Raw genomic sequence first — 15818 nt, forward strand, 5'->3', positions numbered from 1 at the left:
CCGACCTTCTGCGCGTCCGGAACGATGTCCGGGCGCTGCGTCGGCACAGGTGCCGGCTTTTCATGCATCACGGCCTTCTTGTCGCCCTGCAACGTCTGCGCAATGGCTTCCATCGGCACGATATCGACCGCAACCGACTCGACGTCGGACGACGGAAGTGCCGCCGGCGCCGTCAGCGTGAACAGGCCGAAGGTCAGCGCCGCCGTATGCAAGATCACCGATGTGGTGAGGCCGGTCTTCATCGCGCGTCTATTGGTCCTGTTCCTGCAGTGAAACCAAGCCGATGTTCTTGTAGCCAGCGGCCGAAATGCGGGCCATTACCTTCATCGCCGTGCCATAGTCGGTGGACTTGTCGCCGCGGATGAAGATGCGCTCCTCATAGCCGGTCTTCGAGATCGCCTGCAGCTTGGCCACCAGCTCCTCGATCGGGATCTCGGTTTCCTGCAGATAGATCTGGCCGGCGGCGTTGATCGAGACGGTGATCGGCTGCGTGTCGGCATTCATCGCCTTGGCCTGCGTATCCGGCAGGTCGATCGGCACGCCGACCGTCAGCATCGGTGCGGCGACCATGAAGATGATCAGCAGCACCAGCATCACGTCGACCATCGGCGTGACGTTGATCTCGGACATCAGTGCATGGTGACGGCCGCGCCGCCTGTGGCCGCGCCCGCCGCGCCCTCCCATGCCCATGGACATACCCATCTGCTACTCCTCAGGCCTTGGGGGCCACTTTTTCATCGATTTGGCGCGAGAGTATGGCGGAGAACTCGTCGGAGAACCCTTCCATGCGCACGGCTATCTTGCTCGCGTCGGACGACAGCTTGTTGTAGGCGATGACGGCGGGAATGGCGGCGAGCAGGCCGATGGCCGTCGCCAGCAGCGCTTCGGCGATGCCCGGCGCAACCACTGCGAGACTGGTGTTCTTGGAGCCGGCGATCGCCTGGAACGACGTCATGATGCCGATGACGGTGCCAAACAGGCCGATGAAGGGTGCCGCCGAGCCGGTGGTGGCAAGGAAACCGAGGCGCCCTTCCAGCTTTTCCATCTCGCGGGTCAGCGCCAGGTCCATCGCCTTGTCGATGCGGGTCTGCAGGCCGAGCGGCGACTTGGCGCCCTTCTCGAAACTCTTCTTCCACTCGCGCATGGCGGCGACGAAAATGGCGCCCATGCCGGTGGTCTTGCGGTCGGCGAGCGTGCGGTAAAGCTCTTCCAGCGACTGCCCCGACCAGAACACCTGTTCGAACCGGTTGAGCGCCAGCCGCATACGGGCATAGGAAACCAGCTTGTCGACGATGATCGCCCAGGTCCAGACCGAGGCGCAGAGCAGGCCGATCATGACCAGCTTGACCACCCAGCTGGCCGAAACGAACAGCGACCAAACCGACAATTGCGCGCCCGGGTCGGCGAGTGCGATATTTTCCATCGTTACGTCCTTAAGATTTTCCGGGCGAAGCTGGCGGCTGGCCCCTGGCATCCCTTGTGGTCGGTTCGCACGAAGCTACCGGAACAACCCCAAACTGTGCCATTATCGGCCTTTTCGGGGCAAATATTGGTGAAAGGAAGGCGTTCGATAACGCCAATCTTCACCAATCTCTTCATGAACCGTTATGGTTAAGGATGGGTTAGTATATAAGGCGCGGCGCATTGCCACGCCCAATGGCAAGGCCATCAATTCAATGGCTGCGCCTAGGGTGTGCTGAGATTCAGGTCAGGCCGAGCCGAAAACGGTAGATTCCGAGAACCGGAGCGGAGCGTACTTTTCGTACGTGAGCACAGTTCTACCGCGATGCGGTAGAACGGGGAAGCGCAGGAAGCTGCTGTTTGCAGGCCGGCATCACCTGAATATCAGCGCACCCTCGGCATGAATGCCGCCACCCATTCCCTGGGAAAACGCCTTGGGCGGCCATTCTCACCGATGATCGCCGCCTCGACCTTGGCCTCGACCAGCAGTTCGTCGCCATGCTTGAGCTGCTGCGCCATGAAGATGCGCGCACCGGAAATCTCCTCGGTGCGGGTGTCGACCGTCAGGATGTCGTCGATACGGGCGGGGCCGCGAAAGTCGATCTCCATGCGCCGCACCACCCAGACTATTCTTTCGCCATGCTTACCGTCGGCAAGCTCTGTGTGGTGCACGCCGGTCAGCCGGAGATAGTCGGAGCGACCGCGTTCGAAGAATTCGAGATAGCGCGCATGGTAGACGACGCCGGAGAAATCGGTGTCGGCATAATAGACCCGCGCCATCAGCCGGTGGCCGAACGTGGTCAGCGCGCCGGAAAGCCCGGCCAGCAGCGTCGCCGATTCACCATGATCGCCCATTGCACTTCCTTTTTCAGCCCCGACGAGGCACCAGTTTCCCGCGGAACATAACATCGGATGGCACTGTTGACGGCGATGATCAAGAGTTTGACGGCGGCGCTGTTCGTGCTCGTGGCTTTGGCGCTGCCTGGCCAGGCCGCAACATTCTCGATGAAGCGCGGCCTCAACCTCGACCAATGGGTCACATGGCCCGGCGAAGACCAGTGGGGCGACGCCAAAGCCATCCTACCCTATCCGGAATGGCGCAAATTCCTTGGGGAGAACGACCTCAAGGCACTGAAGGACGCCGGCTTCGATTTCCTGCGCATGCCGGTCGATCCATCGCCCTTCCTGTCCGACCAGACCGTGACCTTGCGTGACGATCTCTATGCCGGCGTGCTGGACTCCGTGCGCATGATCAACCGCGCCGGCCTGAAGGTTATCGTCGACATGCACCTGATCCCGGCCGGCGGCAGCCGCAAGATCGGCATGGCGCAAGTGATGGACGACCCGCGGACCTTCGACGCCTATGTCGAGATGGTCCGCAAGATGGCCCGCACGCTGGCCGGCGAAGATCCCACCCAGGTTGCCTTCGAGCCGATGAACGAACCGATCGTCGACTGCGACAGCGACGGCACCAGCCTGTGGCCGGACCGCCAGCGTAAACTGTTCGCCGCGGCGCGATCCTCGGCGACGAAACTGACCCTCATGCTGACCGGCGCATGCTATTCCGCCGCGAGTTCGCTGGAGAAGATCGATCCGAAGACGATCCCTGACGACAATGTCATCTGGACGTTCCACTCCTACGATCCGTTCCTGCTCACCCATCAGGGCGCGACCTGGGCCGGCGACTTCATCCCCTATGTGACCGGCCTGCCTTACCCGCTGAGCGCCGTGCCCAAGGCACAGATCGACGTGACGCTCGACACCATCCGCGCCAGGATCAAGGCCGAAGCGCCGTGGACACGGCAGGGCGGCCTGCTTGCCTATCTCGACGAACAGGTCGCCAGCATGGACAGTCCCGACAAGTTGCTGGGCCTCATGGATGCGCCGTTCAAAAAGGTCGAGGCATGGGCGAGTGCCAATGGCGTCAGGCCTGAAAACATCACGCTGGGCGAGTTCGGCATGATCCGCCAGGAATATGGCAATCCCTATGTGATGCCCGCCGGGTACCGGGCCGCCTATGTCAGGGACATGATCGCGCGCGCCGAAGCGCACGGCTTCTCATGGGCGGTGTGGAGCTATGGCGGCGCCTTCGGCATCGTCGACGCCTTCAATGACGACAAGGCCGAGCCGGATGTGATGGACGTGATCCGCGGGCTGCATTGATCGCTCAGCCAAGATCGACCGAGAAGATTCCGGGCGCATTCAAAAAACGTACCGACGCAATGCTGAGCCAATGCCCGAGACGACGGGGCGGCGCCTGGAAAATTACTCTTCCTGGAACAGGTTGATCTGCTGCTGCGCCAGATCCTTCGGCGCGTCGAGGCCGAGATGGCGCCAGGCATTGGCCGTCAGCATGCGGCCGCGCGGTGTGCGCTGGATGAAGCCCTGCTGGATCAGATAGGGCTCGATGATGTCCTCGATGGCGTCGCGCGGCTCGGACAGGCCGGCGGCGATCGTCTCGATGCCGACCGGCCCGCCGCCGAAATTGCGCGCGATCATGCTGAGATACCGCCGGTCGAGCGCGTCGAGGCCGAGCGCATCGACTTCCAGCCGGGTCAACGCCTCGTCGGCGATCTTGCGGTCGATGTGGCCGTCGCCGGCCACCGAGGCGAAATCGCGCACGCGGCGCAAGAGCCGGCCGGCGATGCGTGGCGTGCCGCGCGCACGCCGCGCGATTTCCAGCGCACCGTCGTCGCCGAGCGGCATCTGCAGGATGCGCGCGCCGCGCCGCACGATCTGCTCCAGCTCCTCGACCGTGTAGAAATTGAGCCGTACCGGAATGCCGAAACGGTCGCGCAAGGGATTGGTCAGCAGGCCGAGCCGCGTGGTGGCGGCAACCAGGGTGAAGCGGGCGAGGTCGATCTTGACCGAGCGCGCCGCCGGTCCCTCGCCGATGATCAGGTCGAGCTGGAAATCCTCCATCGCCGGATAAAGGATTTCCTCCACCGCCGGGCTCAGCCGGTGGATCTCGTCGATGAACAGCACGTCGCCTTCCTCGAGATTGGTCAGCAGGGCGGCAAGATCGCCCGCCTTGGCGATGACCGGACCCGAGGTCGAGCGGAAATTGACGCCGAGTTCGCGCGCCATGATCTGCGCCAGCGTCGTCTTGCCGAGACCGGGCGGCCCGACGAACAGCACATGGTCGAGCGCCTCGTTGCGGCCCTTGGCGGCCTCGATGAACACTTTGAGATTGGCCCGCACCGCCGCCTGGCCGACGAAATCGTCGAGCGTCTGCGGCCGCAAGGTCTGCTCGGCATCCTCGCCGCGTTTTTCCGGCGCAATCAGGCGGGGCGACAGGCTCATGACGCCTTCCTTGCACACGGCAAGGAGCTGAACAAGCGACGGTTCACCGCGCCAGTTCCTTCAGCCCGAAGCGGATCAGCTTTGGCGCATCGGCATCCTCGCCCGCCGTCTTCAGCGCCGCCGCCACAGCATTGGCGGCGGTGTCGCGCGAATAGCCGAGATTGACCAGCGCCGAGACCGCGTCGGTGATGGGCGCGGATGCCACGCCGTCGCCGAGTTCCTGTTTCAGGCCGATGGTGCCCGAGGCGGTTCCGGCATAGGCCGGCGCCTTGTTCTGCAACTCGGTGACGATGCGCTCGGCCACTTTCTTGCCGACGCCGGGCGCGCGCGAAACCATGGCGATATCGCGCAGCGCAATGGCGTTGGCGAGATCCGCCGGCGCCAGCGTCGACAGGATGGCCAGCGCCACCTTGGCGCCGACGCCCGGAACATTGTTCATCAGCAGCCGGAACCACTCGCGTTCCAGCACCGACTGGAAGCCGTAGAGGCGCAGCATGTCCTCGCGCACATAGGTCTCGATAAACAGCACCACCGCTTCGCCCGGCGAAGGCAACGCCGCCAGCGTGCGCACCGAACAATAGGCGACGTAGCCGACGCCATGGATGTCGACGAGGCAATGATCCTCGTCGACCTCGTCGAGCGTGCCCTTGAGCTTGCCGATCATGCCAGACCTTTCATGGAAGATGGGCTCTCATGGGTGCGTCTCAGGAGAGATGATGTCGAGCTCCGGGAAGTAACTGCGGTAACGAGCAGCGTCGCGGGTCAAAAGACGATGTCCAGCGACGGTCGCGTGAGCGCCGATAAAGAAATCGGGCAAGGTTCTTTCCCTGACGCCACCGGCCCGGCGATAGCGGGAATGCGTGACGCCGGCAAGGAACGCCGCGTCCCAAGATACAAGTTCGCGATCCATCCCAAGCATGTCGACTGCTTTTCGAAGCGCCGTTTCCGTCGCAATCAGCGGCGCCAACTCGGACCAGACGATCGTGTTGACCACCAACGCGCCGTCGCGGCGGCAGGAGGCGATTGCCGATGCCGACCATCCTTTCATCGGTCCGGCTGGCCCCCAAACATCGATCAGGACATTTGTGTCAATCAACGTCGAGATCTTCACGCGGCCCCCTCAACCACTCCATGTACTGATCGGTGGTCATGCCTCCCAGATCCAACGTCCCCTCCATCCGGTCGAGGACATCGCTGAACCTGCGCAATTTCTCTTCCTGGGAGAGGTTCTCGTTGACGGCAACCAGCCGAACACCCTCGTCGGTGGCCACGAACTCCACCTCGGAGCCCGGGGCGATGCCCAGACGGTCCCTTATCGGCTTGGGGATTGTGACTTGCCCCTTGGTGGTCACGCGCATGGTAATACCTCTGCGGTATTACTTATCCCTGCAGCGTGAACAAGTCAAGAACATAGCTAGCCGGCCAGCGCCATCCTGTAGGCCACGCTCTGCCGATGATGCGCGTGGCAGATGGCGATGGCGAGCGCATCAGCGGCATGTTCGGTATCGAAGACGGCTTTCGGCAACAGCACCTTCACCATCATGTGGATCTGCTTCTTGTCGCCATGGCCGACGCCGATCACCGCCTTCTTCACCGCGTTGGGCGCATATTCTGCAACGACAAGCCCCGCACGCGCCGGCACCAGCATGGCGATGCCACGCGCCTGGCCGAGCTTCAGCGTTGCCACCGCGTCCTTGTTGACGAAGGTCTGTTCGACCGCCGCCTCGTGCGGCATCGCGCTGTGCAGGATTTCGGCGAGCCCGTCATGCAGCTGGCACAGCCGCGTTGCCAGCGCCGCCTTATCCTCGGACTTCACGGTCCCGGAAGCAATGAAGCGCAGCGAATTGCCGAGGCTTTCGACGATGCCCCAGCCGGTGCGTCGAAGCCCAGGATCGATACCGATGATGCGAATCGCTTCCGCCATTTGCCGACTTTACCTCCGGCCCACAGCGATGCCAGCGAAATGTGAACAAACCGGAAACAGAAGACAGACCGGGGTCTAACCCCGAGCGAAAGCCGTGTTGAGCAGGCTGATCTGGTCGGAAACCGGATTGAGGCGGCGAGCCATCGGTTGCATGTCGACCACGGCCCCGGAGCCATAGATCTCCTCGTCCATGCGGCGCACCAGTGCTTGCAGGCGCAGCGAGCGGGTGACGAGATCGAGGAAATCCTCGGGCAACTCGGCCCAGCCGGCGGCTTCGTCATGGGCGGAAGCGGTGTCGAGACGCACCTTGGACTTTTCCGACGCGACCTGGTCGCGGGTCATCTCGCCGGAATTGGCGGCGCGCTGCAAAAGCAGCCAGGACGCAACCTGCATCAGCCTGGTGGTCAGCCGCATCGATTCGGCCGCATAGAGCGTGGCGCCCAGCCGCGACAGTTTCTTTGCCTCGGCCCGGCCCTTGCCGTCGAGATATTCGGCGGCCTGTTCGACCAGGCCCATGCCTTCCTGGTAAAGCGGCTTGAAGGATTGCGAGAAAACCCGGCGCTCCGCCAGCTTGACGGTTTTCGCACTGCCCTTCGAAGGCTCGTTCATTGATACGCCCCTGCACTTGCAACCGGCCGATTCGGCTCCCTGCCGATACACCCGGAACCCTATCTGACTGAAGCTTGAAAATGCGCTTCGTCACCGGCGAAGGCAAGCACATGTTTAACAGAAGGTTAACGGCGAGCCGCCATTGGGCGGCCCCGCTGAGATGCGGACAAAAAAGAGAAATGAAGACAAAAAAAGAGCCGCGGATAAGGCGGCTCTCAGGAGTTTAACAGGGAGGCGTCAAACAAAGTGGCTCCAACCACTCGGTAAGAATCCAGATCACTGGATGAACATAGTAAACACCTGTAAAGCTTAATGAAGCCTTAACGTCGCGGATGTTTTTTGACCGAACGCCGCCATACTGTGCCGTAACAGGACAGCATCTCCTGCGTCAGGCTAGCTCAGGCTGTCCTCCAGATCGCCGGCACAGCCTCACCTTACCCCAGGTCCAGCTCAGGCCGTCCTCCAGACGGCCGGCAGCGCGATGAGGGCGAACAGCAGCATGGCTGCGTAGAAGCCCATCGAGGAGGCCGCCACCAGCGGTTCGATCGCGGCATTGCCGGCAAGCAGGAAGTAGAGGCCGATCAGCAGGCCGATGCCGCTGATTGCGGTCAGCCAGAAATGAACGGTGGCGAGCGTCTTCTGCCCGATGGCAGGGAACAAATGGTAGAAGAAGGCGAAGACCGCCGACATCAGCCATCCGGCCACCATTGTGTGGGCGTGAGTCGGCATCTGGCCGTGATCCTGGCTGATCGACATGTGCAGGCCGAGCGCCATGCCGCACAGCGAATAGATGACGGCCAGTGTGAAGAAATTCCGTGCTACCCCTTGCATGTCTGTCCCCCGAATTGCCTTTTCCCGTTTGCGGGAATGGGTTGATCGTCAGACGACTTTTGTCGCCACCGGGCTCCCGGCGTCGGCGCATTAGCATCGGCGATGTTTCCGGACGATGTCGCGCCAACCCCTCCCGACGATTCGTACATTAGCAGGAAATCAGATAGCGCGTTCACTATCTCAGCCGCTTCTTCATTGCCTGAAACAGATCCGGTTTTTTCGCGACATCGTTCCGAAACAGGCGCCACGCTAAACGCCCGCTCCTCTGACGGCCGGCGCAAATCAGCGCCGCCGCAACCTGACCGGAACACTGCAGGAGCAACCCATGGACTGGTACACGATCGTCAAATTCCTCCACGTCACTACCGCCATTCTGTGGGTCGGAGGCGGCTTCGTGCTGTTCCTGCTGGGCATACTTGCCGAGCGGGCGGGCAACATCGAGGACAAACTGCAGGCAATGCGCGCCAGCGGTCAGCTGGGCGGCAGGTTCTTCGCGCCTATGTCGATGCTGACGCTGATTTTCGGCCTCATCATGTGCTGGTTCTGGGTCGGCTTCTCCGACCTGTGGATCCTCATCGGCCTGGCCGGCTACGCCACGACCTTTTCGATCGGCATGTTCATCTTCAAACCGACCGGCGAGCGCATGGGCGCAATGATCGCCAAAGAGGGCGTCACACCAGAGGTTCTTGCCATCGGCCAGCGTATGATGAGCGCGGCACGCTTCGACTATGCCGTGATGCTGGTGATCATTGCCGACATGGTGCTCAAGCCGAACGTGCATGACATCGGCATCCTCGCCGGCATGGTGCTGGTCGTCTTGATCGGCGCCACACTGGCCTTTGGCGGCAACCGCCGTCTCGTGCCGAGCGCTGCCTTACCCTGATGACGGGCGGCGGCGCAGCCGCCTTTCTACATCAGACCTGCGATGCCATCCCACAGCAGCTTCAGCGCCACGACCGCGACGGTTGCGTAGGTGAAGGGATAGAAGGTTTCCGGCCGCATCCGGCGCACCAGCCAGGCCCCGGCAATGGTCGACAGCGGCGCCAGCGGCATCAGCACCGCCGATGCCGTCAGGTTGGCGGTGTCGAACTGGCCGAGCGCGAAATAGGGCACCAGCTTCAGCGCATTGGTGGCGGCAAAGAAGATCGCCGCCGTGCCCGACAGAACCTTCGGATCGAGCCGGATCGGCAAGGCATAGACCTGGAAGGGCGGGCCGCCGACATGGGCTACGAAGCTGGTGAACCCGGCGACCGTGCCCCAGACCGCGGCGGCGACGCGGTTGGGCGCGGCAGCGTGATCGGCGCCATGGCGGAACTGCAGATAGAGCCAGCGCAGGACGAAGATGATGGCGACGGCGCCGACGATCAGCCGCACCGCCTCTTCGGTCACCAGTGCCGCCGTCAGCCAGCCAAGGCCGATGCCGATGACGGCGCCCGGCATCATGTCGACCAGCATCTTGCGGTCGTAAACGCCCCACCATGTCCATACCGAGACGATGTCCATCAGGCACAGGATCGGCAGCAGGATGGCCGCCGCCTGCACCGGCGGCATGGTCAGCGCCATCAGCGGCACGCCGACGAAACCGACGGCGCCGCCAAAGCCGCCCTTGGACAGGCCGACCAGAATGACCGCCGGAATGGCAGCCGCATAGAACCACGGATCGAGAAGCAGGCCTGACATGGGAGGGGGACTGGTCCGGAGGGAAAGCGGGTCGACGCTTGAATAGCCCAGAATGCCCGGCGGAGCGACAGCAAATATGAGCGTGGCAGCGGCACACTCGGCCGACGCCGGCCAGTGCCTAGCGCCGAGCCGAGACCAGCAGGAACATCGGCCGCTCGAGCTCTTCCGCCAGTTCCGGCTTGGCTGCGATTTGCGCATCGGTCGGCCGGAATTCCTCGACATGGCCGATGGAGAAGCCGGACCGGATCAGTGCGTTGAGGGTGGTGCCGATCGTGCGGTGATGTTTCACCACGCCCTTGGCCAGCCAGTCGGTGCTGCGCGGTCCTTCCACCAGATATTGGTCGACAGGCCACGTCTTGCGGCCTTCGCTATCGATCACCCAGCCGGGTTTGGTCGGCGCCATGAAGATCGGATGTTCCGTCGAAAAGACGAAACGCCCGCCAGGCGCCAGGGCCCGATGCACGGTCCCGAACAGACGCGACACATCCTCGACATAGTGCAACGCGAGCGAGCTGTAGACGAGATCGAAGCTGGCTTCCGGCAGGCTGAGCCGATCGAGATCGGCCGTCTCATAGCTTATGCCAGCATCGGGGCCGGCGGCCCTTGCCCGGGCAAGCATCTTCTCCGACAGATCCAGGCCAAGCACCTGCGCCGCCCCATGCTCGCGGGCCCAGCGGCAGAACCAGCCGAAGCCGCAGCCGAGATCGACGACCCTCAAGCCGCCGACATCGGGCAGCATGGCGCGCAGTGCCGGCCACTCGGCGGCACCCTCCAGCCCTTCGACCGAACGGCCGAGCTGGCTGTAGCCTGCGAAGAAATCCTCACGATCGTATATATTCTGCGCCATGGTTCCGGCCTCGTTTGGGCCGGCACACTAACCAACCGGCCACCGGCTTTCCACCCAACTCGATCAGGAGGCCTGCAAGACCTTTGCCCTATCCCGAGAGGCGGTTGCGTCAAGCGGCGGCGGCCGACGCCGGATCGGCTGCGCCTTGATAATGGCGGTGCTTGTCTCCGCCTTGTCGGCGATACGGTCCAAAATCCCGTCGAGATCGCCGATCGAGCGCACGAACAGCCGGGCGACGAAACAGTCATCGCCCGTCACCTTGTCGCATTCGCCGAATTCGGGAATCTCCTCGATCAGCTTCTGGACGATGTGCAGCTTGCCCGGCAAAGGCCGGATGCGCACGATCGCCTGCAGGGTATAACCGAGCGCCAGCGGATCGATCTCGACAGTGAACGCCCGGATGACGCCGCGCTCCTCGAGCCGTCGCAGCCGCTCCGAAACGCTTGGCGACGACAGCCCGACCTGGGCGGCCAGTTCCTTCAGCGAGGTCCGTGCATCCTTGACCAGGATTTCAAGGAGATTTCGGTCGAGATCGTCCAGCATCTTTTTCTTTCCCCGATAGTTTGGAGTTTTCTCCTAATATAATTAGGGCCAACCGGCCATACACCCTTTCCAATCAGATGGAAAGCTTCGCGGCAGCATGAGATTATGGCGGCTCAACCGATATGGAGGTTTGTTGTGAACGAAACGGTGCGCGGCACGGTCGAAATGTCAGCCGCAATGGCCATCCTGGGAACGATCGGATGGTTCGTCGTCCTGTCCGGCCAGCCGATCATGGATGTGGTGTTCTGGCGTTGCGCTTTCGGTGCGCTGACGCTGCTCATCATCTGCGCCGGGCTGGGATTGCTGCGCAACAGGCTGTCGCTGCGCATCATCGGCATCGCCGCGCTCGGCGGCGTCGCCATCGTCGTCAACTGGCTGCTGCTGTTCAGCGCATTCTCGCGCGCGTCGATCTCGATCGCCACCGCTGTCTACAACACGCAGCCTTTCATGCTGGTCGGCTTCGGTGCGCTTTTCTTCGCCGAGCGGCTGACCCTGACCAAGCTGACCTGGCTGGCCATCGCCTTCGCCGGCATGGTTCTGATCGTGCAGTCGGCTCCCGATGCCGGCGATATCGGCACGGATTATTTCACCGGCATCGTCATGGCGTTGGGCGCGGCTTTCTTCTGGGCCGTCGCCGCCATCGTCACCAAGAAGCTCAAGGGCACGCCGCCGCACCTCATCGCGCTGATCCAGGTCTGCGTCGGCGTCGTCATGCTGGCGCCTTTCGCCAATCTTGCAGAGCTTCCGGCCGATGCCTGGAGCTGGACCATGCTGGCGACGCTCGGCATCGTCCATACCGGCCTGATGTACATACTGATGTACGGCGCCATCCAGAAGCTGCCGACGCATCTGCAGGGATCGCTGTCCTTCATCTATCCGGTCGTCGCCATCCTGGTCGATGTCGTCGCCTTCGGCCATCGGCTGCATCTGAGTCAGGTCGTCGGCGCCACCGCCATCCTGATCGCCGCCGCCGGCATGAATCTCGGCTGGACGCTGTGGAAGGGCAAACCGCCCGTGGCGAGCCCGCACCCGATCAAATGAAGCGCCCCGCCGGATGCCCGGCGGGTCAAACATCGCGATCCCGGCTGCCCGCCTGTTCAAAGCGGGCACTTTGCTCTATGCCGCAATCCAACCATCTTCGCCCGGCATAGGCGAAACGCGGGACCCGAAGAACCATGAATGAAGCAACGCCCCCCAATCGCTGTCGCATCGTGCTGATCGCGCCGTCCGGCGTGCCGGCGGCCCGTATTGTCGCGGCATTCGATGGCGGCGATGTCGCTTCGCTGATCCTGCCCGAGAACGGCATGGATGAAGCCTCCTTCCAGGCTTTCGCCGAACAGATCGTGCCAGCAGCGCAAGCCGCCGGCGTTGCTGTCATCATCGCCGGCGACACCCGCATAGCCGGCCGCGTCCAGGCCGACGGCATCCATGTCGAGGTCTCCAAGGCCGAACTTGCCGAGACGATCGAGCATTTCCAGGCAAAGATGATGGTCGGCACCGGCGGCGCCAAGACACGTGACGACGCGCTCGAGCTTGGCGAGACGCGGCCAGACTACATCTTCTTCGGCCGCTTCGGTTACGACAACAAGCCCGAACCGCACCCGCGCAACCTGTCGCTCGGCGCATGGTGGGCGGACATGATCCAGATCCCTTGCATCGTCATGGCCGGATCCGACATCGCCTCGGTCGAAGCGGTGGGCGCCACCGGCGCTGAATTCGTGGCGCTGTCGAGCGCCGTGTTTGCCGACGGCACCGATCCCAGGACAGCGGTCGCCACCGCCAACGCGCTGCTCGACGAGACCGCGCCGCGCTTCGAGGACTGAAATGTCCTCGGCGACGCTTCCCCTCCAGGCTCTGCTTGCGGTGCTGATGGTCCAGGCTGCCGCCGCGGAGACCATCCCCCTGCCGCAGCCCAAGCCGGAAATCGGCGTCCACACCGACAAGCCGATGCCGCAGCCCGCTACCACGGCCGAGCCCGCGCCGCTGCCGTCGGCCGACACGGTCAATCCCGACCGCTTCGGCGCAAAACCCGCCGACGCGGCCTATGGCGCCTTCCAGCGCGGTCTCTACAAGACAGCTTACAATCTGGCATTGGTCCGGGCGCAAAACGGCGATCCGGCGGCGCAGACCTTGGTGGCCGAGATCCTGTCGCGGGGGCTCGGTGTGCCGGTCAATTCGGCGCAAGCGGCGAAATGGTACGCGCTGGCCGCCGAACAGGGTGTGCCGGAATCGCAGTTCCAGTATGCGCTGATGCTGCTCGACGGCCGCTACGTCAAAAAGGATGGAAAAGAGGCCTACGCCTTGATGCAGGCCGCCGCCGAAGCCGGCAACCGGCTGGCGCAATTCAATTTCGCGCAGATGCTGGTCCAGCAGGACCCCGGCGACGCCGGCATGGCCAAGGCGGTTTCCTACTATGAGCGCGCCGCCGCGACCGGCCTCGCGGACGCGCAATATGCAATGTCGCAGATCTACGCCAACGGTGTCGGTGGCAAGCCACGTGACGACGCCCAGGCAAGGCGCCTGCTGGCGCAGGCCGCAAGGCAGAACTACGACACCGCGCAGATCGATCTCGCCGCCTGGATGATCGAAGGCCGCGGCGGTGCGCGCGACCTGAAATCCGCCTTCGGCTGGATGAAGCAGGCGGCGGAGGGCGGCAATGTCGCCGCCCAGAACCGCCTGGCCAAGCTCTATATGCAAGGCATCGGCACCGATCCGGACCTTGTGCTTGCCGGCGCCTGGTACGTCGTCGCCCGCCGTGCCGGCCTCATCGACCCACAGATGGACGACTTCCTGCAGGGGCTGGACGACGACCAGACCAAGCAGGCGCTGCAGAAGGCCAACCGGCTGCCTTGACGGCGGTTCTCGCGGTCATTGCAAGTGTAACCTCGGCTCCCCTCGCCTGGCACCGACCTGCCCGCTCCCTTGCCTCTTCTGGCGATTTGTGGTCTTGGGAGCCCGAAATCGCTTTCCCAGCGAACATCCATACCGACGGCGTGGCCGTTGGTATCATTTCGGATCATCTCATCATGGCCAAGATCAATGGCAACGAAATCCGTCCCGGCTATGTCATCGAGCATGATGGCGGGCTTTGGGTGGCGGTCAGGACCAACACCGTCAAGCCCGGCAAGGGCGGCGCCTACAATCAGGTCGAACTGAAGAACCTCATCAACGGCACCAAGCTCAACGAGCGCTTCCGCTCGGCCGAGACCGTCGAACAGATCCGGCTCGACCTGAAGGATTTTTCCTTCCTCTACGCGCAGGAAGACGCACTGGTGTTCATGGACACCCAGAGCTACGAGCAGCTCGAATTGAACAAGGACTTCGTCGGCGATCGCGCCGCCTTCCTGCAGGACGGCATGATGGTGACGGTCCAGCTCTACGAAGAGCGGCCGATCGGCATTTCGCTGCCCGACTATGTGACGCTGACCATCACCGAGGCCGACCCGGTGGTGAAGGGTCAGACGGCGGCATCGTCCTACAAGCCGGCGATCCTGGAGAACGGCATCCGCGTCCTGGTGCCGCCCTTCATCGGCGCCGGCGAGCGCATCATCGTCGACACCAACGAAATCACTTACGTGCGCCGCGCCGACTGACGCATGTCGCCCAGAAGTGGCCGGGTTCCGGGTCACCGACATGCATCGAGGCAGAATTTAAAGCGCAGCACCGGGAAAAAGCACTATGGCACGCTCAGCCCTTCTCAACGTCATGGTCCAGGCCGCAATGAAGGCCGGCCGCTCGCTGTCGCGCGACTTCGGCGAGGTGCAGAACCTGCAGGTCTCGATGAAGGGCCCCGGCGATTATGTCAGCCAGGCCGACCGCAAGGCAGAGGACATCGTCTTTGCCGAATTGTCCAAGGCTCGGCCCGGCTATTCCTTCCTGATGGAAGAGCGCGGCGTGGTTGAAGGCGACGACGGCCAGCATCGCTGGATCGTCGACCCGCTCGACGGCACCACCAATTTCCTGCACGGCATTCCGCTCTTTGCCGTTTCGATCGCGCTGGAGCGCCAGGGCCAGATCGTCGCCGGCGTCATCTACAATCCGGCGATGGACGAACTCTACACCTGCGAACGCGGGGGCGGCGCCTTCATGAACGACCGCCGCTTGCGCGTCGCCGGCCGCATCAAGCTGGTCGACACCGTGATCGGCTGCGGCATGCCGCATCTCGGCCGCGGCCACCACGGCAATTTCCTGGTCGAACTGCGCAATGTCATGGCCGAGGTTTCCGGCGTCCGCCGCCTCGGCTCCGCATCGCTCGATCTCGCCTATGTCGCCGCCGGCCGCATGGATGGCTTCTGGGAAACCGGCCTGTCGGCCTGGGACATCGCCGCCGGGCTGCTTTTGATCCGCGAGGCGGGCGGCTTCGTCTCCGACATGGATGGCGGCCAGGACATGCTCGACAACGGCTCGGTCGTCGCCGGCAACGAGATCATCCAGCGCGCTTTGCTGAAGGTCGTGAAGAAGCCGCTCTCCTCCCGCTGACAGCCACGCCGCGCTGATGCGCCGCAGTCGCAAAACCGCAATGGAAGCTTGAAATACTGCCCGGCATGCGCCCAAATTGAAGGGCGCGGTGCAGGAACCCGGCTTAGTGAGAGACAACCAACCCTACCCCGATATCCCGTT

20 protein-coding genes and 1 pseudogene are annotated in these 15818 nt (G+C 63.3%); 7 read left to right on the forward strand and 14 right to left on the reverse strand.

Annotation, left to right across the window (positions count from 1 at the left end; translation table 11 throughout):
• The 4 genes and pseudogenes from EN749_RS14740 to ybgC all read right to left on the reverse strand — a co-directional run.
• Positions 1-242: pseudogene (locus EN749_RS14740) on the reverse strand (hypothetical protein); the annotation flags it as partial.
• A gap of 7 nt (positions 243-249) precedes the next feature.
• Entirely contained in the window at positions 250-702 is a 453-nt protein-coding gene (gene tolR, locus EN749_RS14745; protein ID WP_023811855.1) for a protein TolR, read from the reverse strand.
• Positions 703-712: 10 nt separating this feature from the next.
• The gene (gene tolQ / locus EN749_RS14750) at positions 713-1423 is read right to left on the reverse strand and encodes a protein TolQ (protein ID WP_013529145.1); all 711 of its coding nucleotides are present in this window, start codon (positions 1421-1423) and stop codon (positions 713-715) included.
• Between the two features lie 422 nt (positions 1424-1845).
• The gene (gene ybgC, locus EN749_RS14755) at positions 1846-2316 is read right to left on the reverse strand and encodes a tol-pal system-associated acyl-CoA thioesterase (RefSeq protein ID WP_128363410.1); all 471 of its coding nucleotides are present in this window, start codon (positions 2314-2316) and stop codon (positions 1846-1848) included.
• Positions 2317-2373: 57 nt separating this feature from the next.
• Between ybgC and EN749_RS14760 the strand changes: the two genes are divergently transcribed.
• Positions 2374-3624: a cellulase family glycosylhydrolase gene (locus EN749_RS14760; protein WP_128363411.1), complete on the forward strand. Its 1251-nt coding sequence runs from the start codon at positions 2374-2376 to the stop codon at positions 3622-3624.
• Between the two features lie 102 nt (positions 3625-3726).
• Here EN749_RS14760 and ruvB read toward each other — a convergent pair whose 3' ends face one another.
• From ruvB to EN749_RS14795, 7 genes are all read right to left on the reverse strand, one after another.
• Positions 3727-4764, reverse strand: a complete 1038-nt coding sequence (gene ruvB, locus EN749_RS14765) for a Holliday junction branch migration DNA helicase RuvB (protein WP_127809016.1) — start codon at positions 4762-4764, stop codon at positions 3727-3729.
• Between the two features lie 43 nt (positions 4765-4807).
• Entirely contained in the window at positions 4808-5428 is a 621-nt protein-coding gene (gene ruvA, locus EN749_RS14770) for a Holliday junction branch migration protein RuvA (RefSeq protein ID WP_128363412.1), read from the reverse strand.
• A gap of 27 nt (positions 5429-5455) precedes the next feature.
• Positions 5456-5875, reverse strand: a complete 420-nt coding sequence (locus EN749_RS14775; protein ID WP_127809014.1) for a type II toxin-antitoxin system VapC family toxin — start codon at positions 5873-5875, stop codon at positions 5456-5458.
• The gene (locus tag EN749_RS14780; protein ID WP_027162524.1) at positions 5853-6122 is read right to left on the reverse strand and encodes an AbrB/MazE/SpoVT family DNA-binding domain-containing protein; all 270 of its coding nucleotides are present in this window, start codon (positions 6120-6122) and stop codon (positions 5853-5855) included. Before EN749_RS14780 ends, EN749_RS14775 begins: the two co-directional genes overlap by 23 nt.
• 56 nt (positions 6123-6178) lie before the next feature.
• Entirely contained in the window at positions 6179-6688 is a 510-nt protein-coding gene (gene ruvC / locus EN749_RS14785) for a crossover junction endodeoxyribonuclease RuvC (RefSeq protein WP_127320884.1), read from the reverse strand.
• A 75-nt stretch (positions 6689-6763) separates the two neighbouring features.
• Complete coding sequence (locus tag EN749_RS14790) at positions 6764-7297, reverse strand: DUF1465 family protein (RefSeq protein ID WP_128363413.1); 534 nt, start codon at positions 7295-7297, stop codon at positions 6764-6766.
• 450 nt (positions 7298-7747) lie between these two features.
• Positions 7748-8128 carry a hypothetical protein gene (locus tag EN749_RS14795; protein ID WP_128363414.1) on the reverse strand — a complete coding sequence of 127 codons (381 nt, stop codon included), beginning with the start codon at positions 8126-8128 and terminating at the stop codon, positions 7748-7750.
• A gap of 325 nt (positions 8129-8453) precedes the next feature.
• Between EN749_RS14795 and EN749_RS14800 the strand changes: the two genes are divergently transcribed.
• Positions 8454-9011 carry a DUF2269 family protein gene (locus EN749_RS14800; protein WP_128363415.1) on the forward strand — a complete coding sequence of 186 codons (558 nt, stop codon included), beginning with the start codon at positions 8454-8456 and terminating at the stop codon, positions 9009-9011.
• A gap of 26 nt (positions 9012-9037) precedes the next feature.
• Here EN749_RS14800 and EN749_RS14805 read toward each other — a convergent pair whose 3' ends face one another.
• From EN749_RS14805 to EN749_RS14815, 3 genes are all read right to left on the reverse strand, one after another.
• Positions 9038-9808 (reverse strand): sulfite exporter TauE/SafE family protein, encoded by a 771-nt coding sequence (locus tag EN749_RS14805; protein ID WP_126066730.1) that lies wholly within the window; start codon positions 9806-9808, stop codon positions 9038-9040.
• A gap of 118 nt (positions 9809-9926) precedes the next feature.
• Positions 9927-10655, reverse strand: a complete 729-nt coding sequence (locus EN749_RS14810) for a class I SAM-dependent methyltransferase (RefSeq protein ID WP_127809011.1) — start codon at positions 10653-10655, stop codon at positions 9927-9929.
• Positions 10656-10718: 63 nt separating this feature from the next.
• On the reverse strand, positions 10719-11198 hold the full coding sequence (locus tag EN749_RS14815) for an Lrp/AsnC family transcriptional regulator (RefSeq protein WP_127268483.1): 480 nt from the start codon (positions 11196-11198) through the stop codon (positions 10719-10721).
• A 135-nt stretch (positions 11199-11333) separates the two neighbouring features.
• Between EN749_RS14815 and EN749_RS14820 the strand changes: the two genes are divergently transcribed.
• The 5 genes from EN749_RS14820 (at position 11334) to EN749_RS14840 (ending at position 15677) form a co-directional block, all read left to right on the forward strand.
• Positions 11334-12239, forward strand: coding sequence for a DMT family transporter (locus EN749_RS14820; RefSeq protein WP_127268482.1), 906 nt, complete (start codon positions 11334-11336; stop codon positions 12237-12239).
• A 134-nt stretch (positions 12240-12373) separates the two neighbouring features.
• On the forward strand, positions 12374-13021 hold the full coding sequence (locus EN749_RS14825; protein ID WP_127272276.1) for a thiamine phosphate synthase: 648 nt from the start codon (positions 12374-12376) through the stop codon (positions 13019-13021).
• Position 13022: 1 nt separating this feature from the next.
• Positions 13023-14051 (forward strand): tetratricopeptide repeat protein, encoded by a 1029-nt coding sequence (locus EN749_RS14830; protein WP_128363416.1) that lies wholly within the window; start codon positions 13023-13025, stop codon positions 14049-14051.
• Positions 14052-14224: 173 nt separating this feature from the next.
• Positions 14225-14791, forward strand: a complete 567-nt coding sequence (gene efp, locus EN749_RS14835; RefSeq protein WP_013529127.1) for an elongation factor P — start codon at positions 14225-14227, stop codon at positions 14789-14791.
• A gap of 85 nt (positions 14792-14876) precedes the next feature.
• A complete protein-coding gene (locus tag EN749_RS14840; protein ID WP_013529126.1) occupies positions 14877-15677 on the forward strand; it encodes an inositol monophosphatase family protein in 801 nt (266 codons plus the stop codon).
• The last annotated feature ends 141 nt before the right edge of the window (positions 15678-15818 follow it).

Origin of the sequence: Mesorhizobium sp. M7A.F.Ca.ET.027.02.1.1 (assembly GCF_004022985.1) — a bacterium.
Taxonomy (GTDB): Bacteria; Pseudomonadota; Alphaproteobacteria; order Rhizobiales; family Rhizobiaceae; genus Mesorhizobium.

Coding starts and splice junctions, on each gene's coding strand:
- ybgC (WP_128363410.1), bottom strand. CDS start 2,316: ATGGGCGATCATGGTGAATCGGCGACGCTGCTGGCCGGGCTTTCCGGC.
- EN749_RS14800 (WP_128363415.1), top strand. CDS start 8,454: ATGGACTGGTACACGATCGTCAAATTCCTCCACGTCACTACCGCCATT.
- ruvB (WP_127809016.1), bottom strand. CDS start 4,764: ATGAGCCTGTCGCCCCGCCTGATTGCGCCGGAAAAACGCGGCGAGGAT.
- ruvA (WP_128363412.1), bottom strand. CDS start 5,428: ATGATCGGCAAGCTCAAGGGCACGCTCGACGAGGTCGACGAGGATCAT.
- efp (WP_013529127.1), top strand. CDS start 14,225: ATGGCCAAGATCAATGGCAACGAAATCCGTCCCGGCTATGTCATCGAG.
- EN749_RS14790 (WP_128363413.1), bottom strand. CDS start 7,297: ATGAACGAGCCTTCGAAGGGCAGTGCGAAAACCGTCAAGCTGGCGGAG.
- EN749_RS14810 (WP_127809011.1), bottom strand. CDS start 10,655: ATGGCGCAGAATATATACGATCGTGAGGATTTCTTCGCAGGCTACAGC.
- tolR (WP_023811855.1), bottom strand. CDS start 702: ATGGGTATGTCCATGGGCATGGGAGGGCGCGGCGGGCGCGGCCACAGG.
- EN749_RS14795 (WP_128363414.1), bottom strand. CDS start 8,128: ATGCAAGGGGTAGCACGGAATTTCTTCACACTGGCCGTCATCTATTCG.
- EN749_RS14840 (WP_013529126.1), top strand. CDS start 14,877: ATGGCACGCTCAGCCCTTCTCAACGTCATGGTCCAGGCCGCAATGAAG.
- EN749_RS14805 (WP_126066730.1), bottom strand. CDS start 9,808: ATGTCAGGCCTGCTTCTCGATCCGTGGTTCTATGCGGCTGCCATTCCG.
- EN749_RS14825 (WP_127272276.1), top strand. CDS start 12,374: ATGAATGAAGCAACGCCCCCCAATCGCTGTCGCATCGTGCTGATCGCG.
- EN749_RS14815 (WP_127268483.1), bottom strand. CDS start 11,198: ATGCTGGACGATCTCGACCGAAATCTCCTTGAAATCCTGGTCAAGGAT.
- EN749_RS14830 (WP_128363416.1), top strand. CDS start 13,023: ATGTCCTCGGCGACGCTTCCCCTCCAGGCTCTGCTTGCGGTGCTGATG.
- ruvC (WP_127320884.1), bottom strand. CDS start 6,688: ATGGCGGAAGCGATTCGCATCATCGGTATCGATCCTGGGCTTCGACGC.
- tolQ (WP_013529145.1), bottom strand. CDS start 1,423: ATGGAAAATATCGCACTCGCCGACCCGGGCGCGCAATTGTCGGTTTGG.
- EN749_RS14780 (WP_027162524.1), bottom strand. CDS start 6,122: ATGCGCGTGACCACCAAGGGGCAAGTCACAATCCCCAAGCCGATAAGG.
- EN749_RS14760 (WP_128363411.1), top strand. CDS start 2,374: ATGGCACTGTTGACGGCGATGATCAAGAGTTTGACGGCGGCGCTGTTC.